Genomic DNA, 24,238 nt, shown 5'->3' on the forward strand with positions numbered 1-24,238 from the left:
CGGGTTTCTGTTACTCACCCGGAAGGCCGCGAGGGCCGCTTCCTTCGGCTCGTTGAACGACCTGCTCCACCCACCGAGGGGACCCCTGGTACCAGCTCAACCGGTACCGGGGGTCCTCCGTGTACGGGGGGCATTCACGCCTCGACGACAAGGGAACCTGAGACAGGGTTACCGTGATAGTGTCCTCCCCCTCCCCGTTGCTGATAGGGGGACTCGCATGCGCATTCGTACGCACGAGGACATGACTCGAATGCGCATTCTATGCTCACTGTCGGTGGGGGTGTGGCAAGCTGACCGGAGGGGAGGACGCTGGGTCCTTCCCAGGTAGGGGGACTACAAATGGCCATGAACGTTCGCACGAGCATTGAAGCTAGTGTCAACTTGATTTCGACTCCGGAGCAGATGGAGGAGATGACAGCGCTGGCCTACCGGTTCGGCTTTCGCTTGCAGTTTGACGCTGACCCTGAGAGGAAGGGCTGGGTTGCCAGACTGACCGACGCTGGGGATTTGAACTACCCCCACGCCAGCATCATGGCTCTGGTGCTCCTTCGGGCAATCGGTCAAGGCACGAGCGTTGAGAAGGTGCTGGAGGAGGCGAAGAGGGACCTGATCAAGATCAACGTCAACGTCGAAACCATCGCTACGGCCATTGTCTCGAAAGCTCCGGAGGACGCAGTCGTCTAAGTAGTTGTGGCGTAGCCAAACTTCGTGTTCCGATTTTCGGGACGGGGTTTTCGGCCCTCAGCCCGCTGTTCTTACCCGTCACTTCCAGTTGCATTGGGTTGCAGCTTCAGAAGACCCTCGGAGACTTGAGACTCCGGGGGTCTTCGCTTGTCTGGCCTACGGTGGCCCCGTCCTGGTACTACGGAGGACCTCGCGTGGCTTCCGGGGCCACGAGTACCGCCCAGGCCCTCCCGGTTCAAGGAAGGCCTGCTCCCCGGGCTGGTTGTGTGGCTGGCAAACCCGGTGTTCTGATGGTCCTGCGGTTCCTGCTCCAGAGGCCCCGGTTTGGTCGCCGGGGCCTCAACCGTACCCGGGGCAGTGTGTCCCGAGTCGCACTGGTTGACACGACCCTAAACCGTACTGTTTTCTGGGTAGTGAGCGCTTCCCGCACACCAAGGTGGATTCGGGGGTCCCTAGGGTAAGGCTCCGAACGACAGCCAGTCGAGTAGGCGAAACCTACAGGCCAGGGCGTCGGACCCTCGTAAGCGCCGTTTGCGCGGCAGCAGCTTCGGGTCAGGTCAAACCTTCGGAGCACACCGTGACCACCAAGTTTCAGTCCAGCAGTCTCTCTGCTGCCAGCTTCTCCCGTCTGCTTGAACTCCTGTTCGGCACCACCTCCACGGTCGGGGGTGAGAAGTAATGCCGTACAACGACGCCGCCTCGCGGGCCAAAGCCAGGGCCAGCATGCTGGCCAAGATTGCAGACCCCAACGACCAGTGGCTTGAGCGAAACCGTCAGGCCCGACTGGGCAAGCCCTCCCGGGGTGGACACGTAACGAAACACGTAAAGCTCGGGATCTACAAGCCCGAGACGTGCGTCTTCTGCCGCGAGGAGCAGGAGGCCAACGGTGGTTAAGTCGCCCTACGCGGAACCGACCACGCGAACCCTGGGGGAGGTGGCCCAGACGCTGGCATCCCTGGGTTACTGGGTCTTCCCTCTGTGGCCCAATGGCAAGACCCCACGTCTCAGCAAGAAGCACGGTGCAGAGGGCTACAAGGACGCCACGACCGACCCGGACCAGATCCGCCGCTGGTGGAAGGACTACCCGAGTGCCAACGTCGGGATCGCGACTGGTCTGTCTGGTCTGCTCATTCCGGACCTCGACGTCAAGCCGAAAGACGGCAAACCCCAGGACGGACCAGGGGAATACGCCGAACTCGTTGCTGGGCTGGACCTGCCCGACCCGGTCGTCGTCACGACTACCAGCGGCGGGTTTCACCACTACTACCGGGGACACGCAGGAAGCACCGCAGGAATCCGGCCCGGGGTCGACGTGCGGTCGGACGGGGGCTACGTGGTCGCCCCAGGCTCAGTTGTGGACGGGAAGCCCTACGAAGGGGACCTCCCGCGAGTCGAGGACCTGCCCGAGGCACCGGAAGCCCTGCGGGTTCTGCTGGTTCACGAGAAGAGCCACTCGGGCGGGGAGGCAGGACCCGGAAGCGCCGCTGCAGGGTCCCTGGGCGAGCTGCTGCAGTTTCCACCATCCGAGGGTGGGCGCAATGACTGGCTCGCCAGGGTCGCGGGACACTACGCCAAGACTGGCCTCAAGTTCGAGGACTACGCCGACCACGTGGACCGCGCAAACCAGCTCTGCAACCCGCCGCAGTCGGACGAGGACGTAGTCAAGGTCGTCAACTCGATCTGGGACCGGGAACGCGAGAAGGTCGACCCGGACTCGGACGGGTTCCAAGCCGAGGTAGCTCAGGAGCTGCGCCGACTCCAGGTCCGCAAGGAGGCCCAGCGGAGGTTGGTCGACGCGGGACTCCAGGGCACGACCGAGGCGGGGATGTTTGCCGCTGGCGGTAACTTCATGTTCGACATCCCGGACGGCACTCCCGCTGTCTGGGGGACCGGGTCGCAGGTCCTGTGGGCTGAAGGTGAAGCGCTCATGCTCGTCGGTCCAACCGGTGTCGGCAAGACCACCCTCGCGGGGCAGGTAGTCCGAGCGAGGCTGGGCCTGGGGGCCGGTGAAGTCCTGGATCTGCCAGTGACACCGACCAAGTCCAAGGTTCTCTACCTCGCAATGGACCGTCCGCAGCAGATCGCCCGGTCGCTGCGGAGGCACTTCGACCGGTCCGAGCGCGAGGTGATTAACGAGCGGCTCGTGGTCCGCCAGGGACCACCGCCGCAAGACGTCGCCCGGAACCCTGAGACGCTCCTCGAACTGGCCCTGGAGGTTGGTGCCGACACGGTGATTGTGGACAGCGTCAAGGACGCTGCCGTGAACCTCAGTTCGGACGAAGCGGGTTCTGGCTACAACCGGGCACGCCAGATGCTGCTCGCCCGGGGGATTGAGGTCCTCGAACTGCACCACCAGAAGAAGGCCCACTCGGACGGCAGCAAACCAAACGACCTCAACGGTGTTTACGGCTCCGCCTGGATTGTCAGCGGTGCAGGGTCGGTCATCCTGCTCTGGGGCGAGGCCGGGGACCTGGACCTTGAACTGGTCCACCTGAAGCAACCAGCAGCGGTGGTCGGACCTTGGAAGATCCGGAATGACCACACCGCAGGCACCACGACCCGGATTCACGGGGCAGACCCGCTGGACCTTCTAGTCAGTGCTGGTGGAGAAGGTCTGACTGCAACGGAGTTGGCCGAGGAAATGGGCCGGGACCCCAAGAGCGACAGGGACAAGCAGAAGTCCCGTCGCGACCTGGACCGGCTGACCTCCGAAGGTCTGGCTGAGTCCACGAAAGAACAGCGCGGCAGGCAGCAGGCCACGGTCTGGAGGGCCACCCCCAGGGGTGCGGAGACGGTCAGTCCCGAGGCGCAGGGACTGCTCCTGTGAGCGGGGTCCACAAGGGGTACGCGGAGGGGTACGGACCCCTCTCGGCCCCAGAGGGTACACCCAGGGGTACGGCAGGGGTACGGCTCTCAGGCTCTCCCGCGTCACGACGCGGCGGGGAGGGGTACGCCGAGGGGTACGCAGGGGGTACGGCCAGGGGTACGCCGGAAGGGGTACGTCGGACCCCCCTTCTGAAAGAGGGGGTCCGTACCCCTGGTCCCGTCAGAACCAACGAGAGGAAACAAACAATGAACACCGAGAACGTAACCGAGGGCAGCTTCGTCTGGTGGCTGGCGAGGCAGGACCGTCGCAGCGTGGCTGGCCGACTGTCTCTCCCGCTCTTCGAGGACCTGGCAGCTGCCCGACTACCCAGCGTGCCGACCACTCTGCGCGAGGTCAAGGAGTGGGCCACGACGACCCGGAGCAAGGACGCCGAGGTGCAGCGCCTGCTCCCGGTGGCAATACGTTACTGGAAGAGCTGGGTCCGGGTCACCCCGGTTTCAGCCCTCGCAAAGGTAGCGGCGAAGTGAGCCAGCGCGGGGACGTGGGGCTGGTTCACATCAGCCCCACCCTCCGCTTCAACCACCGGTCGAACCTGTCCGGAAAGGAGCGGACGAACTTGGTGAGGACGATGCCAGCGGTGGTGGCCAGGACCACCACCAGTGGCCCAACAATGTTTGCGCCCAGGGGCGTCTGGCTCCAGGAGAAGAAGCCGTTGATGAAAGCGAAGAAGTCCATAGCCAAGACGGTAGCCGGAAGACTGCGGATTAACCCATCCCCGGCACCCCTCGGCCTGTGGATAACCTGTGCACTAAGTGTGCATACCTGTGCACAGCCTGGGGGTCAACCTGTGGAAAACAAAATTCTTTCGGGCGGTTCGAGCCTCTCACCTGCGAAAACGCTTAGTCCACAGTGTGGGTTAAATAAACTTTCGCGAAACGTTGTCCACAGGCACGTCCACGCGGTCGGGCGTGGCCCCAAATACTTGTGGGGCCTCAAATTCGCGTGTTTCGATGGAGTTTTTTCCTTGACAGAGAGTCAAGCAAGGCACACCCAAGGAGCCGAAAATGACCAAGAACCAGACCCCCGAATACTTCGCAGCGAAGGTTGCAGCCGCCAACTCCGACACCGTCCAGCTCCGCTGGGTAATGAAGGCCGAAGCTGCCCTCTCCGCCGAGGACCTCGCGGTCTTCTTCCAGCTCGTCAAGGGCCTCTAACCCAACCACCACCGAAACCACCAGGAGCCGAAAATGACCAAGACCCAGACCACCGCCAAGACCACCACCACCGAGAAGGCAACCGTCCAGTGCACCTGCGGCTGCGGGGAAGCCACCCAGAGCGCGAAGAGCCTCTACCGCCCAGGGCACGACGCACGCCACGCCGGATTGGTGGCCCGCGACCTCGTCGCCTCACGCCAGGAGGGCTACGAGCGCCAGTACTCGGAGGAGGACCTCGGCTCCGATGCTCTCCGGGCGAAGGCCGTCAAAATGGCCGAGCGGCTCACCGCCAAGGCCCAGGCGCAGGCCGACCGCGCAGCCGCCAAGGGCAGTAAGTGGACCGAGGCCGAGCCGGTGAAGCGGGGCCGCTGGATCTACCCCACCCGGACCAACGGCAAGGTCACCCAGATCAACGACCGGCGCGACGGCTCAGGCAACTGGACCGCACTCTAACCAACCACAACCAGCCAGCCCCGGGGAACCGGGGCAAAGCTGTAGGAGAAGGCAATGAACGCAGCATGGTACGGGCGAGTCAGCTCACTCGGGCAAGTGGACCACGGCAGCTCCCTGCAGACCCAGCGGGAAAAGTGCGAAGCCGTAGTCAAGGGTCGGGGCTGGAAGCTCGCGGGCGAGTTCGTGGACGAGGGCCTGAGTGGGGCCAAGGACGACCGTCCGCAGTGGCAGGCGCTCCTGGCCGCGTGCCGCTCCGGAGAGGTCCAGGCCGTGGTCGTCGCGTCCCTGGACCGAATGAGCCGCAGCGCGGCCCACGCCATCCGGATCACCGACGAGCTGCACCGCCTGGGCGTGACGCTGTTCGTAATCCGCGAGAACATCGACCTCTCGACCAACGCGGGCAAGCTAACCCGCACCATCCTCGCCGGGGTGGCCGAGATGGAGCGTGACCTGATCCGGGAGCGCAGCATTACGGGGCAACGCGCCAAGGTAGCCCGCTCCGGCTGGCCCGGTGGTCAGCCCAGCTACGGCTGGCGACTGGAAGGCAAGGGCAAGGAGGCCCGACCCGTCCCGGACACCGCAGAGCGCGACACCCTCCAGTCGATGGTGAAGTCCGCGCTCGCAGGCCGGACCACGGGCGAGATCTCCCGCGAACTCAACAGCCAGGGCGTCCCCACCCGGACCGGTGCCGACTGGTCCCACACGGTAGTCCGCCGAATGCTCCGGAACCCGGCCCTGGTCACCGGGGAGCACCACTGGGGGCACGTCGGCAAGACCGGCGACCGCTACTTCAAGACCCAGGCCGATCCCCGCACCGGCAAACCCAGGCACGGGGACCCGGTGGTCCTGGAACTGCCCGAGCCACCCTTGGACCGGGAGACCTTCGACGCGCTCCAGCAGGTCCTGGACGCTGCCCCAAGGTCCGGCCAGCGGCAGGACAACCAACAGCGGCAGTGGCTCTCAACCAGGGTCCACGGGACCTGCGGGAGGCACTACCTCGGGGTCCTGGTGCTGGAGCGCTCCGGGGTCCGCAGGCCGATTTACCGTCCCGAGTGCAAGCGCAGGCCCAAGGCAGGCCAGCCGGACTGCGACTGCCGACAGATTGACGTCGCCAAACTCGACGCTGCGGTCTGGGCCGAGGTCGTCGGCGTCCTCGGCGACCGGGCGCGGCTGCTGAAACTGGCGGCAGAGTGGACCCAGAGCGGGACCACGAGCGAGGCGGACACCCAGGAAGTGGAGCGGCTGGGGGAGCAGGCCCGGAAGCTCACCCGGGCAATTCAGAGGGCCACCGACGAGGCGTTCATGGCCGACGAACCGGAGGAACTGCTGGTTCGGGTGGCCCGCTACCGCTCCCAGCTCGCAGACGTGAAGGCCAAGCTGGACGCACTGCAGTCGGCAGGTCCCGGGGCACGGGGCAACGCCCGCCAGCTCACCGAGCTTGCTGCTCTGGCTGACCGGGCAGCGGAGCGGCTGCAGCACCTCGGGGACGCCGAGCGGCTGGAGCTGGCGGAGCTGCTGGCCCTGCGCGTTGAGGTGGCCGGACCCCTGGTGGGTGGCCTTCCGGAGTCCATGACCGTCCGAGGCGTGCTGGACCCTCGGGCACAGTAGCGGACCCAGTGAGACAGCTACGCTTGCCGCGGTTGGCTTCGCCGGACTTCTCGTCTTCATTCTCCGTAGCGACGAAGTGCGCGGATTCCTGTTGAACCTCATCCGCACGGCGCTGGCCTTGCCATGAGTCTGCCGCCGGCAGCGCTGCCACGGGCTGATGACCGGAGCAGCCGCTGTGGCCGCTGCCGGAACCAGGGTGTGGAAAGCCGCGTGGCGCTGGGACCGGCGGCCGCGTTCCGTCGCCGGTTCCGTCGCCGCCGCCGTGGTCCGGGGAACGCCCACGGCGCCGTGACGGCGGAGTTCGCGGTAGCGCTGCCGGCAGTCCTGTTGCTCCTCGCACTGCTCCTGGCGGGAGCCTCCGCGGGCGTCACGCAGCTCAGGCTCGAGGAGGCGGCGCGGGCCGGCGCCAGGGCGCTGGCCCGTGGCGAGGACGCGGCTTCAGTGCAGGGGATCGTCAGGACCTTGGCGGGGACCTCGGCAACGGCGTCCGTTGGGACTGAAGGTGAGTGGCTCAGCGTTACGGTGGCCGACGGTGTGGGCGGGCCGCTGGGGGCAACAGTTCCATGGACACTCACGGCCAAGGCCACCACGCGGAGCGAAACGCCGGCTACCGCGGCCAATCCGGTGTTGGAGCCGGGCGGGGCCCCGGAGGAGGCGCCGTTGTGAACAGGCAATTCCGGGACAACCCGGAGCGCGGTTCGGGAACAGTACTGGCTGCGGGACTGGCGCTGGTTGTCATCATGGCGATGGCCCTGATGTTGTTGTTCGCACAGTCCGCGGTGATGGCCAGCAGGGCAGCGGCAGCGGCGGACCTCGCTGCCCTTGCCGCGGCCGATGCCCTGCGCGGGATCACGTCCGGAGACCCCTGCACGGTGGCCGCCGAGGTAGCAGCCCGCCATGAGGCGGCACTCGTCAGCTGTACGGAAGGGGCCGGCCAGACCGTCATGGTCCGAACGGAGCTCAATGCACGCACACTGGTTGGCGCCGCAACCGGTCAGTCGCGGGCAGGACCGCCGCCCTGAGCGGCTGTGGTGCTGAACGGCTCCGTGCTCGCCAGGAATTCCGCACTGCGGAGAGGCATTTCGCGCGCGTCTTTGAGGAGGACGTCGATGAGCGTGACGGCGGCAGCCTTGTCCAGCGGATTGTTCTTGTTCCCACATTTGGGGGACTGGACGCAGGACGGGCAGCCCGACTCGCATTCACACGCCTGGATGGCGTCGCGCGTCGCCGAGAGCCACACCTTTGCCTTGTCGAAGCCGCGTTCGGCAAAGCCGGCACCGCCGGGGTGCCCGTCGTACACAAAGATGGTGGGCACGCCGGTGTCGGCGTGGATTGCGGTGGATACTCCGCCGATGTCCCAGCGGTCGCTGGAGGCCACGAGCGGCAGCAGGCCGATCGCTGCGTGTTCGGCGGCGTGCAGGGCCCCCGGGAACTGCGCCTCGATGAGCCCGGCGCCCGTCAGCGAACGGTTCTCCACCACAAACCAGACGGCCTTCGTGAACAGGTCCCGGGCGCCCAGCTCCAGCGGCTCCTCGCCCAGGATTTCGTTTGAAATCAAGGCCTTGCGCTGAAAGGAAACCACCTGTGTTGTCACTTTCACATCGCCGAAGTGAACGGCGATATCGCCCCAGTGCTCAGTCCGGAGTGTTTCGAGCACTTCGATCTGGGTCACGTCCCGGGCCGTTGTGTAGTAGTCGGGGTTGGCGCGCCGGACCACCACGCAGTGGTCGTCTTCGTTCAGTTCCTCCACCACATAGCTGTCGCCCTGGTGCACATAGATGGCACCTGTGTGCGCCTGGTAGTGCGTCTGGGGCGAATCCATGGTCCCGAGAAGGGACCCGGTGTCGGCGTCAACGATGCTCACCGGTCCGCCTCCGTCGCCACGAAGGTTCACCATGGCCGCAGCGCTCTGGGAGTGCGTCCAGAACCAGCCCGCCGGCCGGCGGCGCAAATAGCCCTGCGCCACGAGCTGCCCCAACAGCTTCTCTGCCGTGCCGCCGAACAGGCCCAGCTCAGCCACGCCCAGCGGAAGCTCCGCGGCGGCGGCACAAAGATGGGGCCCCAGCACGTAGGGATTGGAGGGATCAAAGACGGTGGCCTCCACAGACACGTCGAAAATCGCCTCGGGATGGTTCACCAGGTAGGTGTCGAGCGGATCATCGCTGGCCACAAACGCGGCAATCGCATCCTGGCCCGCGCGCCCAGCCCGGCCGATCTGCTGGAACAGCGACGCCCTGGTGCCTGGCCAGCCCGCGACCAGGACGGCATCCAGCCCGGAAATGTCGATGCCCAGTTCAAGGGCGGACGTGCTGGAGACCCCCAGCAATTCGCCGGAGCGGAGTGCCTTTTCCAGGGCCCGGCGTTCTTCCGGAAGGTAGCCGGAACGGTAGGCGGCCACGCGTTGGGGAAGACTGGGGTCCACTTCATCCAGAAGGCGCTTGGTGATCGAAGCGATTGTCTCCGCTCCGCGGCGGGACTTGATGAAGGCGATGGTCCGGATGCGGGACGAAACCAGGTTCGCCAGCAGATCGGCCGTTTCAGCAACGGCGGTGCGGCGCTCCCTGGCACCGTTCTCGCCCTTGAGGTCGGTCAGCGCAGGCTCCCAGAAAGCCACCGTAGTGGAACCATGCGGCGAGCAGTCCTCGGCAACGGCCCGGACCGGCGCCCCGATCAGGCGGCCGAACGATGTGCCTGGCTCAGAAGCCGTGGCTGAGGCCGCGATGAACACCGGCCCTGGATGGGTGGTCCCGGCACCGTAGTACGCGCAGATGCGTCGCAGCCGGCGCATCAGGTTGGCCACGTGCGAGCCGAACACCCCGCGGTAGCTGTGGGCCTCATCCACGATCACGTACCGCAGCCGCCGGAAGAAGCTGGCCCACCAGGCGTGATTGGGAAGGATGCCGAAGTGGAGCATGTCCGGATTCGCCAGGATGAAGTTGGCGTGGTCCCGGATCCACCGGCGGGACGCGGTGTCGGTATCGCCGTCGTACGTCTCGGCCCGTACGGTGGGCAGATCCAGGGAACGGATGGCTGCGAGCTGGTCGGCAGCGAGTGCCTTCGTGGGGGAGAGATAGAGCGTCACGGCGCCGTCGTCGTGGATCTTTCCCGGGTCGGACAAGACGCGCAGTTCGGAGCGGTGGATGGCGTCAAGGGCCGGCAGTTGGTAGGCCAGGGACTTGCCGGAGGCTGTGCCGGTGGCGATGACCACGTGCTCGCCACTGTGGGCCAGGTTGGCGGCCTGGATCTGGTGCCGGTACGGCTCGTGGATGCCCAGGGAGCCGTAAGCGGCCACCAGATCCGCGTGTGCCCACGTTGGCCACGGTTCGTGGACTGCCTGCCGGGCTGGGATGGTGCGGACATGACGCAGCTGTTCCGGGTCCGGGCCTCGGCCCAGCAATGGAATCAGGGAGTCATGGGGGTTCACCCCAACATTCTTTCACCCGGGGAAAAATCACCCCACGGAAAGGTCTGCGCCTTCGTCGGACGTGGACAGCATCAGCACGCGGCAAACAGTTGACCAGCCCAGGTGGGAATACAGCTTCTGGCCGTCGATCGAGGCCAGCAGCAGGCCGTTCTCCACATACGGTCCGATGGCCTGCGCCGCAAGGGCCTTCATGATGAAGCTGCCCAGGCCGCGGCGCTGGAACGCTGGTTGGACCACAATCTTGTCGAACACTGCAGTCTCGCCCACCACAAAAACCCTGCCGCTCGCCGCTACCGTGTCACTCGAGCGGACCACCGCGTGGTGGACGCCGTCGAGCTGGGAGGTGACCAGGTTCAAATCGTCGTCGGAGAGCCACGGATCTTCCGTATCCTGCGTGGCCATGTCCACAATCATCATGGCCTGCGATGCGGACGTGACGTTCAGCCCGTGTTTTTGGGCCAGTGCACTGAAGCGGGCAACATCATTAGTGAGGATGGTCAGGACCCTGGCCGGGGCCTCGGCGGTCTTCGCGGCCAGGGCAGCGAACTCGTCAGCGGAGGGGTCATGGGCGAAGTATTCCCACTCCCCGGTGGTGTCGGCCCGCAGTGCAGCGGGGAAGCGGCCCTCAACTGAGGTCTGGTAACCGCGGCAGCCGGCCCAGCCAGCTAACCAGACTTCAAGAAGGCGTGTGATGTCTCCAACCAAGGCGTCCGGACTCATGTCATGAGGGTATTCCAGCCCCGACACAAGCAACAGGGGTCGGGTGCCCCGATGTGACTTGCTTATGCAATCGTGACCAGACAAGACTGACGGCATGCCAGCCACCAAGGATCCGTCCAAGAGCACCTTTCCGCTGCCCCTGCTGGTCTGTGTCGCCTTAATGGTGGCCATGGTGGGCGGCGCAAGATATTGGGAGACGGCCACGGGTGTGGGCTACTTGCTCTGGCTTGCCGGCGGGCTCGTCCCGCTGGTGGCCGGCGCCCTGACCTACCGGAATTCGAAGCGCCCGCTGGACTTTCTGGGATCACGCTCCGAGCCCGCAGGAGTGCACCGGCCGGGATTCGGTGGGCTTCTCACCGCGCTGGTCCTGTTTGTGGTGCCGCGCCTCGTTGGTGACGGTGCGGCAGAACTCGCCCTCAACAATGGCGCTGATGCTTTCGGAGCCGCCGTGACGGCCACCTCGGTGCCCTTCGCCGTCGTCGTCCTGGGGTACCGGACGGCTGAAACCGCCCTGAACAGGCGCGACGCCGCCATCGCAGCGGCGCAGCCTTAGCCCCGGCCACCGGGCGGGCCCGATGCCCGGCAACCCAGTACCCTTAAATACGTGGCTTTGAACCGAATTGTGCTCTTTTACGGCTTTACCCCCATCGCTGATCCGGACGCGGTACGGCTCTGGCAGCGTGCCCTGTGCGAAAAACTCGGGCTGACCGGACGCATCCTCCTTTCCAAGGACGGCATCAACGCCACGGTGGGCGGCGAAATCGGCGCCGTCAAGCAATACGTGAAGACCACACGCGAATACAAAGGCTTCCACGGCATCGACGTGAAATGGTCCGACGGCGGCGCGGAGGACTTCCCGCGGCTGAGCGTTAAGGTCCGGGACGAGATCGTCTCCTTCGGCGCGCCAGGCGAACTCAAGGTGGATGAGCACGGCGTGGTGGGCGGCGGCACCCATCTGAAGCCCGAAGAACTCCACGAACTGGTGGAAGCCACGAAACAGGCCGGCGAGGACGTGGTGTTCTTCGACGGCCGCAACGCCTTCGAGGCCCAGATCGGCAAGTTCAAGGACGCGATCGTCCCTGACGTGGCCACCACCCACGATTTCATCAAGGAGCTCGACTCCGGCAAGTACGACGCCCTCAAGGACAAACCGGTGGTCACCTACTGCACCGGCGGCATCCGCTGCGAGGTGCTCTCCAGCCTGATGGTGAACCGCGGTTTCAAGCAGGTGTACCAGCTCGACGGCGGCATCGTCCGCTACGGCGAAACGTTCAAGGACCAGGGCCTCTGGGAAGGCTCGCTCTACGTGTTCGACAAGCGCATGCACCTGGAATTCAGTGAGGACGCCAAGACCATCGGTGGGTGCGTCCGCTGTGCCGCCCGCACCAGCAAGTTCGAGAACTGTTCCAACCCGAGCTGCCGCACGCTGACCTTGTATTGCGCCGAGTGTGCCGCCAGCCCGGAGACGCTGCGCTGCCCCGAAGGCTGCGCGGCCTGAGCTGCGTGGCCCGAAGGCTGCGTGGCCTGAACGGTGCGGCCGGATCAAAGCCGCAGGCAGAAAAGTTCAGAGCCGGGCCAGCCGGTACGCGAAATTGGCGGGCGACTGCGCTTCGACCTGGAAATGCAGCACCGTTTCCTTGGAAAGGTAGATCACGCTTTCGCGCCGTGATCCGCAGCGGAGGCTCAGGTCCACCATGGTGAATTCGTCATTGCGGACTTTGAAGTCGACGCGCCGCTGGCTCCGGCACACCAGCACCAGGACGTAGGTTCCGGCGGGGAGGGGCTCCGTGGCGTCCGTTCGGACTGCCTCCGCGCGCAACAGGCCGAATGTCCTATGCGCCACCTGCAGGCCGGACCCCACCTGGGACTCCGTCAGCCAGGCCTCCATTTCAGCCTCGCTGACGGGATCGTTCCGCCACGACTCAGCGCGTGGCCCCGGCTCGGTCACCTCCGGCGCGGCCGGGGCCTCGGCGGGACGCCACCCTTCGTCGTACGTGTATTCACATCCGGCGAGCGCAGTTCCGGCCACAAGGGCGCCCGCCGTCCAGAGTACGACGGCGGCCCTCACCCGGGTGCGCACGGAGACTGACCGGGACGGGCAAGCGCCCGGACGACGTACCGCCCTGCGGGGCGGCGGCGCCCCCTGCGTTGCGGGCATACTCCGACTCTATGCCCGGCACGGACCCCAATCCAGAGCCTCGAGGAAGTGAGGGGAGGGCTGGTCGGGGGAGGGGGTTAGGGGCTGCTGCCTGCCGGGGCAGCGGGGGTTTGACCGGCCGGCGGTTCCCCGGGAGCCGTTTCGATGCGACGGGCGGCGACCGAGGATTCCCCGCGGCTGGTGGGCGCCAGCGTAGCCGTCACCCGTCCGGCGGTCAGCCGCACGGTGGATTCGAAGGGACTAGCCCGCGGTGACCAGCTGGTAGGCGTAGATCAGCGGTGCGTCGACGCTGGAGGCGCTGAGCTGCAGCGGTCCGGATTCCGGGAGTGTGATCTTGATGGACTCCCGCGCGCCGTAGCAGGCGGCCCCGAGGTCGGCGAGTTCCTTGCCGCCGGACCGCACTGCGAGGAAGGCCTTGCCGCCGCCTTCGCAGACGAGTGTCAGCGTGTACTTGCCTGCCGGCACGTTCTCCGTATGGTCAATGGGCTGGGCGTTGAGAATCTTGCCGGAGTCCTCGGCAACAATGCCGCTGGCCGACGGCATAGCCGTGGCTTTCCAGGCCGGCACATCGGCGTTCTCCACCGAAAGCTGCTGCGCGCAGCCTGAGACACCCAGGAGGACAGCTGCTGCAGCCACAGTGGAGAGGGCACGCGGCATGGAGGAAGGAAACGGAACCATGCTTCCAACTTACCCGGCTCCATCTGTGCTCCGTGATTCAGGCCCTTGACCTTGACGCTACGTCAACATTTATCGTTGAACCATCAGCCGGAACAGAACGTCCGGGCCATCCCGCAAACAGAGCAGGAAGGAGGAACACATGGACTGGTCCATCCAGGACATCGCCCGGATCGCCGGCACCACCAGCAGGACGCTGCGGCACTATGACGACATCGGCCTGCTCAAGCCCAGCCGCACCGGCCACAACGGTTACCGGTACTACAACCAGGCGGCGCTGGTGCAGCTCCAGCGCATCCTGCTCCTGCGCGGGCTGGGGCTGGGCCTGCCGGTGATCAGCCAGGTGCTCGACGACGAAACGGACGCCGCCCAGGCACTCACCGGGCATCTCGAATGGCTCAAGCAGGAACAGGACAGGCTGGCGCGGCAGATCGCGTCGGTCACACAAACCATCGGAGCAGTGAAAGGAGGTGGCGAAATCACGGCAGAAGACATGTTCAACGGTTTCGACCATACGCAGTACAAGGGCGAAGTGGAGGAACGCTGGGGCAAGGACGCCTACGCGAAGGGGGATTCGTGGTGGCGCGGCATGAGCACCGAGGAGAAGGCCGCGTGGAAGCAGCGCTCGCACAAGCTCGGCGAGGACTGGATCGCCGCCGCCACGGCGGGTATCGCACCGGACAGCGCGGCGGCCCAGGACATCGCCAGGCGGCACGTCGAATGGCTGACCGGCATCCCGGGCACCCCGGCGTCGGACGCCCGCGGCAAGGGTGATGCAGGCAAGGGTGACGTCAAGGCATACGTCACCGGGCTCGGTGAGATGTACGTTGCTGACCCCCGGTTCGCGAAGAACTATGGCGGCGCCGAGGGTGCCGGCTTCGTCCGGGATGCCCTGAAGACCTACGCGGCGGCGAACCTGTAGCCCGTCAGCTGGACATCGGCCCGCCAATAGACTTGGGCAGTGACTGATTCCACGCTTTTCCTGGCCGGCAACACCCCCGATGCCCCGCGCAGCGACCTCCCCGGGCTGCTGACGGCGCTCGCCGCGGACCTGCGCCGGGTGGATTACACGCTCGACGGCGTGGCGGGGCTGCTGGGCGAGTCAGCCTACCGCGCGCTGAACCGGGACCAGATCATCCCGGCGCTGCTGGCCACCGAAAGCGCCCTCCAGAATGATGCGGCGAAGGATGGGCCTGCGAACGGTGAGAAGACGACGGCGGCGCTCGCCGCCGTCGTGCGTCTCTGGCTCCTGGCGGAACCGCAAACGCAGGAAACGCTCGACGCCGCCCTGCCGGGAATCCGGGCCGACGGGCTGATCGAGCTGGGGCTGCTCGAGCCCGTGCCCGGCCCTGAGCTGCCCGGCACTGAGCTGCCCGGCGCTGATCAGCCGGCGCAGGACTTGCTGCAGGCGAAAGCGGATCTGCGGCCGTACGGCTGGGACGCCAATGAGGACGGCAGCGGCGGCGCCGAACTCTGGGTCGCCAGCGACCTCGCCGCGCACCAGCAGGCCGGCATGCTCCGGCACGACCATGTGCTGGGGATCGGGCAGGCGTCCACCACGCTGGTGCAGACCACCGTCCGCCGCCACGTCGCCAAGGCCCTGGACCTGGGCACGGGCTGCGGCATCCAGTCCTTCCACCTCCTGCACCATGCCGAGCACGTGACGGCAACGGACATCTCGGAGCGGGCGCTGGCCTTCACCCGGTTCAACCTCCTGCTTAATGCCGCGGCCCTGCACCTGGACCCGGACAGGCTGGAGGACCGGGTGAGCCTTCGCCTGGGGTCGCTCCTGGAGCCGGTGGCGGGGGAGGAATTCGAACTGGTGGTGTCCAACCCGCCGTTCGTCATCACCCCGCGGACCTTGGGCGAAGCCGCGTCCGGGCAGTTCACCTACCGTGACGGCGGGCTGCCCGGCGATGACATTGTGTCCTCGCTCGTGGCGGCGCTGCCCGGTGCCCTGGCCCCGGGCGGCACCGCGCAGATGCTGGGCAACTGGGAAATCCCCGGCGGGACGGAATGGTATGAGCGGCCCAAGAGCTGGATCGGCCCGGACGCGGATGCCTGGTTCATCCAGCGCGAGCAGGTGGGCCCGGAGCAGTACGCCGAAACGTGGCTGCAGGACGCGTCCGAATCCCGCGACCGGAAGCATTACCGGGACGCCTACGCCGCGTACCTGGCGGACTTCGCCTCCCGGAACGTGGCGGGGATCGGCTTCGGGATGATCTGGCTGCGCCGGCCGCTGTCGGAATCCGGCGCCGCCTCCATTAGCCGTTTCGAGGAAATCACGTACCCCATTGAGCAGCCCATCGGGCCTCACCTGGGCGCCGCCGTCGAGCGTTCCGACTGGCTGGCCGCCAACAGCCTGGCGGACGCGCACCTGCTCGTGGTGGACGACGTCACCGAGGAACGCCATCAGCGCCCCGGCGCCGAGCACCCCGGCGTGATCCTGCTGCGCCAGGGCGCGGGCCTGCGCCGGACCAATCTGCTCAGCACCGAACTGGCCGGATTTGTCTCCGCGTGCGACGGTGACCTCTCCGTCGGCCAGATCATCGGAGCCCTTGCCGCGCTGCTCGGCGGGAGCCTCGCCGGAGAGGACGGGTTCGACGGCGACGCGTTCCGGACCGGGCTGCTCGACGACGTCGCGAACCTGGTCAGCGACGGTTTCCTGGTTCCTTCCGAGCCTGCTGAATAGTGGTTTGGCGGGCCCGGGAACACCCCAAATCGGCGTCCCGGATGTGCCTGATGAGTCAACGGGTTTTCCACATGAATGCGCACGATTGTCCAAAATATGGTGAACTAGGCCAATATGGGCTCATCTGCCCGAGCAACCTTTTTCTGTAGGAGCACCGTGCCAAGCAAGGCCAAAACAGGCAAGAAACTCGTGATTGTGGAGTCTCCGGCCAAGAGCAAGACCATCGCCAAGTACCTCGGCGAGGGCTTCATCGTAGAGGCCTCCATTGGTCACATCCGCGACCTGCCGCAGCCGTCTGAGCTTCCTGCAGAACTGAAGAAAACCTCGGTGGGCAAGTTCGCCGTCGACATCGAAAACGACTTCAAACCGTATTACGTGGTGTCCGCGGACAAGCGGAAAAAGGTCACCGAGCTGAAGGCCGCGCTCAAGGATGCCGACGCCCTCTATCTCGCAACCGATGGGGACCGCGAGGGCGAGGCCATCGCGTGGCACCTGCTGGAAGTGCTCAAGCCCAAGGTCCCCGTGTACCGGATGACGTTCGGCGAAATCACCAAGGAAGCCATCCACCGCGCCATGGACAACCTGCGCGATGTTGATACGGCCCTGGTGGACGCCCAGGAAACCCGCCGCGTCCTGGACAGGCTCTACGGCTACGAGATTTCCCCCGTGCTGTGGCGCAAGGTGGCCCGCGGCCTGTCCGCCGGCCGCGTGCAGTCCGTGGTCACCCGCATGGTGGTGGACCGTGAACGCGAACGCATGGCCTTCAAGGCCGCCTCCTACTGGGACCTCACGGGCCAGTTCGGGGCCGGCGCCGGTTCATTCAAGGCCAAGCTCGCTGCCGTAGATGGCGCCAAGGTGGCCAGCGGCCGCGACTTCAACGACGACGGCGTCCTCACCTCGCGCAATGCGGCGCACCTCAACGAGGAACTCGCCACGTCACTGGCCGCAGGTCTCCAGGATGCGGACTTCCGTGTCCGGTCCGTGGACACCAAGCCGTACACACGCCGTCCGGCGGCGCCGTTCACCACGTCCACGCTGCAGCAGGAGGCCGGCCGCAAGCTCCGCTTCTCCTCAAAGAGCACCATGCAGGTGGCCCAGCGGCTGTACGAAAACGGCTACATCACCTATATGCGTACCGACTCCTCGGCGCTGAGCGACGAAGCCGTCACGGCTGCCCGCCGCCAGGCCTCCGAGCTGTACGGCCCGGAATACATCCCGGCGTCGCCCCGCGTGTACACCAGCAAGGCTGCAAATGCGCAGGAAGCCCACGAGGCCATCCGCCCCGCCGGTGACTCCTTCCGCACCCCGGCGCAGGTGGCCAAGCAGCTCTCCGGCGACGAGTTCCGCCTGTACGAACTGATCTGGAAGCGCACCGTCGCATCCCAGATGGGTGACGCCAAGGGTTCGACGGCGACCATCCGCCTGGGTGCCGTAGCCACCGATGGCCGGGACGCCGAATTCTCCGCCTCCGGCACCGTCATCACCTTCCCGGGCTTCCTGGCCGCCTATGAAGAAGGCAAGGACGAAAGCCGCGGGGACGACGACTCCGACGAAGCCCGGCGGCTGCCGAACGTGGCCAAGGACGATGCCCTCACGGCGTCGGACATTGTGGCTGTGGGCCACGAGACCTCCCCGCCGCCGCGCTTCACCGAAGCGTCGCTGACCGCCGAGCTGGAGAAGAAGGGCATCGGCCGCCCGTCGACCTACGCCTCCACTATTTCCACCATCCAGGACCGCGGCTACGTCCGGAAGCAGGGTTCCGCGCTGGTGCCCAGCTGGATCGCGTTCTCCGTGATCCGCCTGCTTGAGCAGCACTTCACGGATTACGTGGATTACGAGTTCACGGCAGACATGGAAGGCGACCTGGATAAGATCGCCAACGGCCAGGCGGTTGGGTCTGCCTGGCTCAAGCACTTCTACTACGGTGAAGATTCCGATCCGGGCCTGCTCAGCATCGTGAACAACCTGGGCGAGATCGACGCCCGGGAAATCAACTCCATTCCCATTACGGATGAGATCACGCTGCGGGTGGGCAAATTCGGCCCGTACCTGGAAAGCTCCGCTGCCACGGTGGACGCCAAGACCGGCGAAATCGTGGAGAACTCCCGCGCCAACGTCCCCGAGGACCTGGCGCCCGACGAACTGACGGCGGCGAAGGCCATCGAACTGATGGAAACGGCTGCGCCGGAAGAACGCGTACTGGGCGACGACCCCCACACCGGGCACAGCGTTGTCGCCAAGAACGGCCGCTACGGCGCGTACGTCACCGAGGTCATCCCGGAGATGACCGAGGAACAGCTGGCCAACCAGCCCGTGGAGTACTACAAGAACGGCAAGCCGAAGCCGCCGAAGAAGCCCGTCAAGGCCAAGCCGCGCACCGGTTCGCTGTTCGCGTCCATGACCGTGGATTCCGTGACCCTGGACGAAGCGCTGCAGCTGATGAGCCTGCCCCGCGCCCTGGGTGAGGACGCCGAAGGCAACCTCATCACGGTGCAGAACGGCCGCTTCGGTCCGTACCTGAAGAAGGGCACGGACTCCCGCTCCATCGGCACCGAAGAGGAAATCTTCACCATCACGCTGGAGCAGGCGCTGGAGATCTACTCGCAGCCCAAGCAGCGCGGCGCCCGTGCAGCGGTGGCGCCGCTGGCCGAGTTCGGACCGGACCCCGTTTCCGAGAAGAACATCGTGGTCAAGGAAGGCCGCTTCGGCCCGTACATCACCGACGGCATCACCAACATCACCGTCCCGCGGTCCACGTCCCTGGAGGAACTGACCCGCGAACAGGCCATTGAACTCCTCGCCGAGAAGCGGGCCAAGGGTCCGGTCAAGCGCGCCACAACGGCCCGCAAGGCCCCGGCAAAGAAGAAGGCTCCCGCTAAGAAGTAACTCCGGACCGGGATGGCAGAAATCCTCGGCGTGCTCGCTCGTTCCTCGCTTAGACGCACGCTGCCGGATTCCTCCCATCCCGGTCCATGTGTCATCCTCGGAATTGCGCCGGGCTCTCCAACGTGGTCGAGTAGATACATGACTGAACAGCCCGGCACAGCCGATCTCACGCCGCTCAACGACCTCGAAGAGAAGCTCGCCCTGGGCGGCCAGCCAGAGGGCAGCCCGGTGGACGTCATCCTGTCCTTCCTCAACAGCGAGGTCTACGTCATCAGCACCGACGGGATCGAGGGGGAGGATTCCCAGGTGGAGCCGCTGGTATTGGCGAACGCCGACGGCGAGCCCGTCCTTGCGGTGTTCTCGCACCCCAGCCGCGTTGACGAGCAGTATCTTGAGGCGGCCCCGAACGTCCTGGGGACCCAGGGTGCAGCCATCATCGCCAACATTGGCGAGGAATTGGGCATGGTGATCAACCCCGGCGCTGCGTACGGGTTTGAGATCAACCCGGAGGGCGTCGCCAACATCAAGCGCGACTTCAAGCGGGCGGATGAGCTTCCCGACGGCGCACCCGAGGACGCCTCCGCAAACTGACATCTTTAGTGCAGGTTGTGAGTGAGGGCCCGGGCGGGGGAATAATGGCAGGATGCGGCTAGGCGTCCTTGATATCGGGTCAAACACTGTCCACCTTCTTCTGGTGGACGCCCACCCTGGCGCGCGTCCGGTGCCTTTCGCGTCGCACAAACGGCCCATATCCCTGGTCCAATACCTGGATACCGACGGCAACATCACCGACGAAGGACAGCACGAGCTGACCGAATTCGTCCTTGAAGCCTGGGAGTTTGCCGCCAGGCACAAAGCGGACGACCTGCTGGCTTTCTGTACGTCGGCCATCCGTGAAGCCACTAACGGCCCTGCAGTGCTGGCCCGGGTCAAGCACGAAACCACTGTCACCCTGCAGGAACTGACCGGCAGCGAAGAAGCCTCCATGACCTTCTTCGCCGTCCGCCGCTGGTACGGCTGGGGTGCGGGACCGATCCTGAACCTGGACATCGGCGGCGGCTCCTTCGAAATGGCCTTCGGGCAGGACGAACTGCCCGAAGTGGCCACTTCCGTGCCGCTGGGCGCCAGCCGCCTGACCCGCGACTGGCTGGCTGAGGACCCGCCTTCCGCCAAGAGCGTCAAAGAGCTGCGCCGCTACATCCGGGCCACCCTCGCCCCGGCAGTCAGGCAGTTCGACGGCCTGGGCCGCGCCAACGTTGTGGCTGGAACCTCCAAGACCTTCCGGTCGCTCGCCAGGGTCGCCGGAGCAGCCCCGAGCGCCGCAGGGCCCTACGTGAAGCGCACACTTAACGCCACGGATCTGGGCGTGTGGGCGCAGCGCATTTCAGCCATGAAGTCCGAGGACCGGCTCTTTCTGCCGGGCGTGTCAGAGGCCCGCGCGCACCAGCTACTCGCCGGGGCTCTGGTGGCCGAGGCTGCCTTGGAAATGTTCAAGTTCAAGAAGATCAGGATCTGCCCGTGGGCGCTGCGTGAAGGGCTGATCCTGCGCCGGCTCGACCAGCTGGTCTTCGCCGGCCCGCTGGATCCGGCCCCGCATATCGTTGAGCCCGCCGCGGCACGCCAGGCGATCGAGCCTTCACCCGCCTGAAAGCAGCGTTAACGCGAAAGCGCCGGCGTCCGCAGCAGGAAAATGGGGGAAAACCTGCTGCAAACCACCGGCGCCTCGGGCAAACATCCCCATGCTTGCCGCATCACTCGCACCCTCAATGAGGTAATAACTACGTTAGGCGGCGAAGTTGTGTGCAAGCTGCAGCGAACATGGGAGTCCGCTGTGAATCGATTTCGCCGGGTTCCCGCTTTTTCCGATTCGTTCCATTTCTGCAGCCGCCCACCCGAACTGCAATGATGGAAGCATGATCAACCGAATCGCCTTCCTGGGCTGTGGATCCATGAACGAAGCCATCCTCGCCGGCCTCCTGGGCGGGGGAACCGACCCCGCCGACGTCGTGGCTACAGTCAGGCGTGCTGAACGCGCTGCGGAACTGGCCGTGCGTCACCACGGCATCACGGCCATCGCAGGCGAAGAAGAACCGGACAACAACAAGCAGGCGGCCAAGGGATCCGCCGTCGTAATCCTTGGCGTCAAACCGGTAGGCATCGTCGACCTGGCGCGCGAGATCAGCGGCTCCCTGTCCCCGAAGGCCATCGTTGTCAGCGTCGCCGCAGCCGTGTCGCTGACGCAACTGGAAGCTGCCCTGCCTCCCGGACAGCCGGTGATCCGCGCTATGCCGAACACCCCTGCCAAGCTGGGCCGCGGCGTCGTGTCCGTCTCACCCGGAACCAACTGCACGCCGGAACAGCTCCAGACCGTCAAGGACATCCTCCGAGCCACGGGCACCGTGGTGGAGGTTCCCGAGGATCAGGTGGACGCGTTGTCGGCCATCAGCGGCTCGGGTCCCGCCTACGCGTTCTACTTGGCCGAGGCTATGGCAGCTGCCGGCGTCGAACTGGGCCTGGATCCCGAGTTGTCGCTGCTCCTGGCGCGGGAGACGGTCGCAGGCGCGGGCTTTATGCTTGCCGAGCCAGGCGCCGATCCCTCGGCCCTGCGCAAGGGAGTGACCAGCCCCAACGGAACCACAGAACGGGCCATCGCCACCTTCGACGACCGGGGTATTCCGGCCATCATCGCCGCCGGCGCCCGCGCCGCAGCGGACCGCTCTGCGGAGATCACCAGGCAGCTCGGCTGACATTTTCGCGGGTGAGGACTACGGCCGGGCCGCGAACCGTTCCAGCAGGTCCACGTGCCCGGACACGATCAGCATGTCGCGGGCGGACACCTTGGTTTCCGGGCGGGCGTAGGTGAAGTCCTCGCCGGGCGACTTCACGCCCACGATGGTCACGCCGTACTTGGAGCGCACCTTGGACTCATCCAGCGTGAAGCCCACCGTCTCGCGCGGCGGATACATTTTCACGATGGCGAAGTCGTCGTCGAACTCGATGAAGTCCAGCATGCGGCCGGAGACCAGGTGCGCGGCGCGGACGCCGGCGTCGGCCTCGGGGTAGATCACGTGGTTCGCGCCGATCCGGGTGAGGATCTTGCCGTGCGACGGGGTGATGGCTTTGACCCAGAGGTGCTCGATGCCGAGGTCCACCAGGTTGACGGTGATCAGCACGGAGGACTCTATCGAGGTGCCCACGCCACAAACGGCCGAGCTGAACTCCTGTGCACCGAGCTGGCGCAGCGCATCAATGTTGGTGGCGTCAGCCTCCACCACGTGTGTGAGGAGCGGTGCCCACTTCTGGACCAAGGACCGGTCACGCTCGATCGCCAGCACCTCGCGGCCCTGTTTCACGAGCTGCTCGGCGGTGGACGAGCCGAAGCGGCCCAGCCCGATCACCAGGACCGGCGCGTTGTGGGCGGGGCGGTTGGGGGCGCCTGAGGAATTAGCCAATGATGGGCCTCTCTTCCGGGTAGTGGTACAGCTGGCTGCGTTGGCGCAGTGCCAGCCCAGCTGCAAGGGTGACGGTGCCGACGCGGCCCGCGAACATCAGGGCGGTGAGGACATACACTCCCGACGGCGGCAGTTCGGCACTGAGGTTGGTGCTCAGTCCCACGGTGGCGAAGGCTGAAATGGTTTCGAACAGCACGCGGTCCAGGGATGCGCCGCTGATTTGCAGGAGCAGGAACGCTGAGGCGGAGACCAGCGTCGCGCCGGCGACGATCACTGAGATGGCCACCCGCATGGTGCCCTGCGGGATGGTCCGGCCATACACCTTCACGTCGGAGTCGCCGCGGGCCTCCGCGGCGATGGCGAGGAACATCACGGCGATGGTGGTCACCTTGATGCCGCCCGCCGTCGACGCCGAACCGCCGCCGGCGAACATGAGGGCGTCGGTGAGCAGCATGGTGGTGGATTCCATGTGGTTCTGGTCCACCAGGTTGAACCCGCCCGAGCGGGTCATGACGGAGGCAAAGAGCGAATGGGTGATCTTGTCGCCGATCTCCATGTGGCCGATGGTCCGCACGTTGTCCCACTCCATCAGCGCCCACAGTAGCGTACCGGCGGCCAGCAGGATGAAGGACACCTGGATGGTCAGCTTGGTGTGGAGATTCCACTTCTTCCAGTTGAGCCCGTTCTGCTGCAGGACCATGACCACGGGAAAACCCAGGCTGCCCAGGAACACGCCGAGCATCAGCGGGATGAGGATCCACAGGTCGGTCTCGTACGGCACAATGCCATCCGAATGCGGGGTGAAGCCGGCGTTGTTAAAGGAGGAAATTGCGTAGAAGCCTCCATGCCACACCGACTGCCAGAAGGGCTCACCCAACGTCATAAACCGGGGGATCAGCGCCAGCGCCAGGACACCCTCGATCACCACGGAGGTCACGATGACGATCCGCAGCAGCGTACCCACTTCACCGAGCCGGCCGGCGTTGTTCATGGCCTCCTGGGCGATGAGCTTGCCGCGGACGCCAAGCTTCTTGCTCACCATGAGTGCCAGCAGCGACGCGAGCGTGAGGGTTCCCAAGCCGCCCACGAAGATGCCGATCAGGATGACCAGTTGGCCGAAGAAGGACCAGTGCACCGCCGTCGAAACAACCGTCAGGCCGGTCACGCAGACCGCGGACACCGCCGTGAACAGTGCCTGGTGTATCGGAGTGGCCGTACCGGTGGCGGAGGAGATGGGCAGCGAGAGGATGAACGTGAAGACCAGGCAGACCGCCCCGAAGGCGCTCAGGGCAAGCCGCGCGGGCGACGTATTGGCAATATCGTCGACGAAGTCGCGTACGCGGGTGAAGATCCAGAGGCCTTCGCGCTCCGGTGCGGCGGGGTGCCAGCTGGCCGGGTTCCGGGGCCTCGACTGGCGTTGCGTCATGGGGGGCTTTTCCTCGGTT

General features: G+C 65.9%; 24 protein-coding genes and 1 pseudogene. 18 read left to right on the forward strand and 7 right to left on the reverse strand.

Annotation, left to right across the window (positions count from 1 at the left end; genetic code table 11):
* The first annotated feature begins 339 nt into the window (after nucleotides 1–339).
* The 4 genes from ACVWY0_RS08115 (at nucleotide 340) to ACVWY0_RS08130 (ending at nucleotide 4,038) form a co-directional block, all read left to right on the forward strand.
* Nucleotides 340–684, forward strand: a complete 345-nt coding sequence (locus tag ACVWY0_RS08115) for a hypothetical protein (protein WP_485836238.1) — start codon at nucleotides 340–342, stop codon at nucleotides 682–684.
* Nucleotides 685–1,362: 678 nt separating this feature from the next.
* Nucleotides 1,363–1,578 carry a hypothetical protein gene (locus ACVWY0_RS08120; RefSeq protein ID WP_485836239.1) on the forward strand — a complete coding sequence of 72 codons (216 nt, stop codon included), beginning with the start codon at nucleotides 1,363–1,365 and terminating at the stop codon, nucleotides 1,576–1,578.
* Complete coding sequence (locus tag ACVWY0_RS08125) at nucleotides 1,571–3,511, forward strand: bifunctional DNA primase/polymerase (RefSeq protein WP_485836240.1); 1,941 nt, start codon at nucleotides 1,571–1,573, stop codon at nucleotides 3,509–3,511. Before ACVWY0_RS08120 ends, ACVWY0_RS08125 begins: the two co-directional genes overlap by 8 nt.
* 245 nt (nucleotides 3,512–3,756) lie before the next feature.
* Entirely contained in the window at nucleotides 3,757–4,038 is a 282-nt protein-coding gene (locus tag ACVWY0_RS08130) for a hypothetical protein (RefSeq protein WP_485836241.1), read from the forward strand.
* A 25-nt stretch (nucleotides 4,039–4,063) separates the two neighbouring features.
* Here the strand turns inward: ACVWY0_RS08130 and ACVWY0_RS08135 are convergent, their stop codons facing one another.
* Nucleotides 4,064–4,246: a hypothetical protein gene (locus ACVWY0_RS08135; protein WP_485836242.1), complete on the reverse strand. Its 183-nt coding sequence runs from the start codon at nucleotides 4,244–4,246 to the stop codon at nucleotides 4,064–4,066.
* 329 nt (nucleotides 4,247–4,575) lie between these two features.
* Between ACVWY0_RS08135 and ACVWY0_RS08140 the strand changes: the two genes are divergently transcribed.
* The 6 genes and pseudogenes from ACVWY0_RS08140 (at nucleotide 4,576) to ACVWY0_RS08165 (ending at nucleotide 7,808) form a co-directional block, all read left to right on the forward strand.
* Nucleotides 4,576–4,725, forward strand: coding sequence for a hypothetical protein (locus tag ACVWY0_RS08140; protein WP_485836243.1), 150 nt, complete (start codon nucleotides 4,576–4,578; stop codon nucleotides 4,723–4,725).
* A gap of 33 nt (nucleotides 4,726–4,758) precedes the next feature.
* Entirely contained in the window at nucleotides 4,759–5,178 is a 420-nt protein-coding gene (locus ACVWY0_RS08145; protein WP_485836244.1) for a hypothetical protein, read from the forward strand.
* 54 nt (nucleotides 5,179–5,232) lie between these two features.
* Nucleotides 5,233–6,786: a recombinase family protein gene (locus ACVWY0_RS08150; RefSeq protein WP_485836245.1), complete on the forward strand. Its 1,554-nt coding sequence runs from the start codon at nucleotides 5,233–5,235 to the stop codon at nucleotides 6,784–6,786.
* A gap of 13 nt (nucleotides 6,787–6,799) precedes the next feature.
* Nucleotides 6,800–6,913, forward strand: a pseudogene (locus tag ACVWY0_RS08155) (DUF4244 domain-containing protein); the annotation flags it as partial.
* An 83-nt stretch (nucleotides 6,914–6,996) separates the two neighbouring features.
* On the forward strand, nucleotides 6,997–7,452 hold the full coding sequence (locus ACVWY0_RS08160; protein WP_485836246.1) for a TadE family type IV pilus minor pilin: 456 nt from the start codon (nucleotides 6,997–6,999) through the stop codon (nucleotides 7,450–7,452).
* Nucleotides 7,449–7,808, forward strand: a complete 360-nt coding sequence (locus ACVWY0_RS08165) for an Rv3654c family TadE-like protein (RefSeq protein ID WP_485836247.1) — start codon at nucleotides 7,449–7,451, stop codon at nucleotides 7,806–7,808. The genes ACVWY0_RS08160 and ACVWY0_RS08165 overlap by 4 nt, the downstream gene beginning before the upstream one ends.
* Here ACVWY0_RS08165 and ACVWY0_RS08170 read toward each other — a convergent pair.
* Together ACVWY0_RS08170 and ACVWY0_RS08175 are read right to left on the reverse strand one after the other, a co-directional pair.
* Nucleotides 7,781–10,210, reverse strand: coding sequence for a DEAD/DEAH box helicase (locus ACVWY0_RS08170; RefSeq protein WP_485836248.1), 2,430 nt, complete (start codon nucleotides 10,208–10,210; stop codon nucleotides 7,781–7,783). The two genes, ACVWY0_RS08165 and ACVWY0_RS08170, sit on opposite strands and share 28 nt — an antisense overlap.
* 27 nt (nucleotides 10,211–10,237) lie before the next feature.
* Nucleotides 10,238–10,930 (reverse strand): GNAT family N-acetyltransferase, encoded by a 693-nt coding sequence (locus ACVWY0_RS08175; RefSeq protein ID WP_485836249.1) that lies wholly within the window; start codon nucleotides 10,928–10,930, stop codon nucleotides 10,238–10,240.
* A gap of 94 nt (nucleotides 10,931–11,024) precedes the next feature.
* Here ACVWY0_RS08175 and ACVWY0_RS08180 point away from each other — a divergent pair, with 94 nt between their 5' ends.
* Nucleotides 11,025–11,483 (forward strand): hypothetical protein, encoded by a 459-nt coding sequence (locus tag ACVWY0_RS08180; protein WP_485836250.1) that lies wholly within the window; start codon nucleotides 11,025–11,027, stop codon nucleotides 11,481–11,483.
* Nucleotides 11,484–11,534: 51 nt separating this feature from the next.
* On the forward strand, nucleotides 11,535–12,428 hold the full coding sequence (gene trhO, locus ACVWY0_RS08185; protein WP_485836251.1) for an oxygen-dependent tRNA uridine(34) hydroxylase TrhO: 894 nt from the start codon (nucleotides 11,535–11,537) through the stop codon (nucleotides 12,426–12,428).
* Nucleotides 12,429–12,494: 66 nt separating this feature from the next.
* Here trhO and ACVWY0_RS08190 read toward each other — a convergent pair whose 3' ends face one another.
* Nucleotides 12,495–13,088: a hypothetical protein gene (locus ACVWY0_RS08190; protein ID WP_485836252.1), complete on the reverse strand. Its 594-nt coding sequence runs from the start codon at nucleotides 13,086–13,088 to the stop codon at nucleotides 12,495–12,497.
* Between the two features lie 240 nt (nucleotides 13,089–13,328).
* The gene (locus ACVWY0_RS08195; protein WP_485836253.1) at nucleotides 13,329–13,766 is read right to left on the reverse strand and encodes a hypothetical protein; all 438 of its coding nucleotides are present in this window, start codon (nucleotides 13,764–13,766) and stop codon (nucleotides 13,329–13,331) included.
* Between the two features lie 139 nt (nucleotides 13,767–13,905).
* On the opposite strand from ACVWY0_RS08195, the gene ACVWY0_RS08200 reads away from it, so the two are divergent.
* The 6 genes from ACVWY0_RS08200 to proC all read left to right on the forward strand — a co-directional run bounded on the left by ACVWY0_RS08200 (nucleotide 13,906) and on the right by proC (nucleotide 22,088).
* The gene (locus ACVWY0_RS08200) at nucleotides 13,906–14,685 is read left to right on the forward strand and encodes a MerR family transcriptional regulator (protein ID WP_485836254.1); all 780 of its coding nucleotides are present in this window, start codon (nucleotides 13,906–13,908) and stop codon (nucleotides 14,683–14,685) included.
* A gap of 39 nt (nucleotides 14,686–14,724) precedes the next feature.
* Complete coding sequence (locus ACVWY0_RS08205; RefSeq protein ID WP_485836255.1) at nucleotides 14,725–16,455, forward strand: DUF7059 domain-containing protein; 1,731 nt, start codon at nucleotides 14,725–14,727, stop codon at nucleotides 16,453–16,455.
* 156 nt (nucleotides 16,456–16,611) lie between these two features.
* Nucleotides 16,612–19,341 carry a type I DNA topoisomerase gene (gene topA / locus ACVWY0_RS08210; RefSeq protein WP_485836256.1) on the forward strand — a complete coding sequence of 910 codons (2,730 nt, stop codon included), beginning with the start codon at nucleotides 16,612–16,614 and terminating at the stop codon, nucleotides 19,339–19,341.
* A gap of 138 nt (nucleotides 19,342–19,479) precedes the next feature.
* Complete coding sequence (locus tag ACVWY0_RS08215; protein ID WP_248758737.1) at nucleotides 19,480–19,932, forward strand: SseB family protein; 453 nt, start codon at nucleotides 19,480–19,482, stop codon at nucleotides 19,930–19,932.
* A gap of 52 nt (nucleotides 19,933–19,984) precedes the next feature.
* Nucleotides 19,985–20,989, forward strand: a complete 1,005-nt coding sequence (locus tag ACVWY0_RS08220) for a Ppx/GppA phosphatase family protein (RefSeq protein WP_485836257.1) — start codon at nucleotides 19,985–19,987, stop codon at nucleotides 20,987–20,989.
* Between the two features lie 265 nt (nucleotides 20,990–21,254).
* Nucleotides 21,255–22,088, forward strand: coding sequence for a pyrroline-5-carboxylate reductase (proC, locus tag ACVWY0_RS08225; RefSeq protein WP_485836258.1), 834 nt, complete (start codon nucleotides 21,255–21,257; stop codon nucleotides 22,086–22,088).
* Nucleotides 22,089–22,106: 18 nt separating this feature from the next.
* Here proC and ACVWY0_RS08230 read toward each other — a convergent pair whose 3' ends face one another.
* Together ACVWY0_RS08230 and ACVWY0_RS08235 are read right to left on the reverse strand one after the other, a co-directional pair.
* Nucleotides 22,107–22,793 (reverse strand): potassium channel family protein, encoded by a 687-nt coding sequence (locus ACVWY0_RS08230; protein WP_104060499.1) that lies wholly within the window; start codon nucleotides 22,791–22,793, stop codon nucleotides 22,107–22,109.
* Nucleotides 22,786–24,219 (reverse strand): TrkH family potassium uptake protein, encoded by a 1,434-nt coding sequence (locus ACVWY0_RS08235; RefSeq protein WP_485836259.1) that lies wholly within the window; start codon nucleotides 24,217–24,219, stop codon nucleotides 22,786–22,788. The genes ACVWY0_RS08230 and ACVWY0_RS08235 overlap by 8 nt, the downstream gene beginning before the upstream one ends.
* Nucleotides 24,220–24,238 lie beyond the last annotated feature (19 nt).

Source organism: Arthrobacter sp. UYNi723 (genome assembly GCF_054057635.1).

What these genes read in the sequence shown, in the direction of transcription:
- ACVWY0_RS08140 (WP_485836243.1), top strand. Translation starts at nt 4,576, where the DNA reads ATGACCAAGAACCAGACCCCCGAATACTTCGCAGCGAAGGTTGCAGCC.
- ACVWY0_RS08150 (WP_485836245.1), top strand. Translation starts at nt 5,233, where the DNA reads ATGAACGCAGCATGGTACGGGCGAGTCAGCTCACTCGGGCAAGTGGAC.
- ACVWY0_RS08145 (WP_485836244.1), top strand. Translation starts at nt 4,759, where the DNA reads ATGACCAAGACCCAGACCACCGCCAAGACCACCACCACCGAGAAGGCA.
- ACVWY0_RS08190 (WP_485836252.1), bottom strand. Translation starts at nt 13,088, where the DNA reads ATGCCCGCAACGCAGGGGGCGCCGCCGCCCCGCAGGGCGGTACGTCGT.
- ACVWY0_RS08215 (WP_248758737.1), top strand. Translation starts at nt 19,480, where the DNA reads ATGACTGAACAGCCCGGCACAGCCGATCTCACGCCGCTCAACGACCTC.
- ACVWY0_RS08130 (WP_485836241.1), top strand. Translation starts at nt 3,757, where the DNA reads ATGAACACCGAGAACGTAACCGAGGGCAGCTTCGTCTGGTGGCTGGCG.
- ACVWY0_RS08220 (WP_485836257.1), top strand. Translation starts at nt 19,985, where the DNA reads ATGCGGCTAGGCGTCCTTGATATCGGGTCAAACACTGTCCACCTTCTT.
- ACVWY0_RS08135 (WP_485836242.1), bottom strand. Translation starts at nt 4,246, where the DNA reads ATGGACTTCTTCGCTTTCATCAACGGCTTCTTCTCCTGGAGCCAGACG.
- ACVWY0_RS08200 (WP_485836254.1), top strand. Translation starts at nt 13,906, where the DNA reads ATGGACTGGTCCATCCAGGACATCGCCCGGATCGCCGGCACCACCAGC.
- ACVWY0_RS08115 (WP_485836238.1), top strand. Translation starts at nt 340, where the DNA reads ATGGCCATGAACGTTCGCACGAGCATTGAAGCTAGTGTCAACTTGATT.
- proC (WP_485836258.1), top strand. Translation starts at nt 21,255, where the DNA reads ATGATCAACCGAATCGCCTTCCTGGGCTGTGGATCCATGAACGAAGCC.
- ACVWY0_RS08175 (WP_485836249.1), bottom strand. Translation starts at nt 10,930, where the DNA reads ATGAGTCCGGACGCCTTGGTTGGAGACATCACACGCCTTCTTGAAGTC.
- ACVWY0_RS08235 (WP_485836259.1), bottom strand. Translation starts at nt 24,219, where the DNA reads ATGACGCAACGCCAGTCGAGGCCCCGGAACCCGGCCAGCTGGCACCCC.
- ACVWY0_RS08120 (WP_485836239.1), top strand. Translation starts at nt 1,363, where the DNA reads ATGCCGTACAACGACGCCGCCTCGCGGGCCAAAGCCAGGGCCAGCATG.
- ACVWY0_RS08195 (WP_485836253.1), bottom strand. Translation starts at nt 13,766, where the DNA reads ATGGTTCCGTTTCCTTCCTCCATGCCGCGTGCCCTCTCCACTGTGGCT.
- ACVWY0_RS08180 (WP_485836250.1), top strand. Translation starts at nt 11,025, where the DNA reads ATGCCAGCCACCAAGGATCCGTCCAAGAGCACCTTTCCGCTGCCCCTG.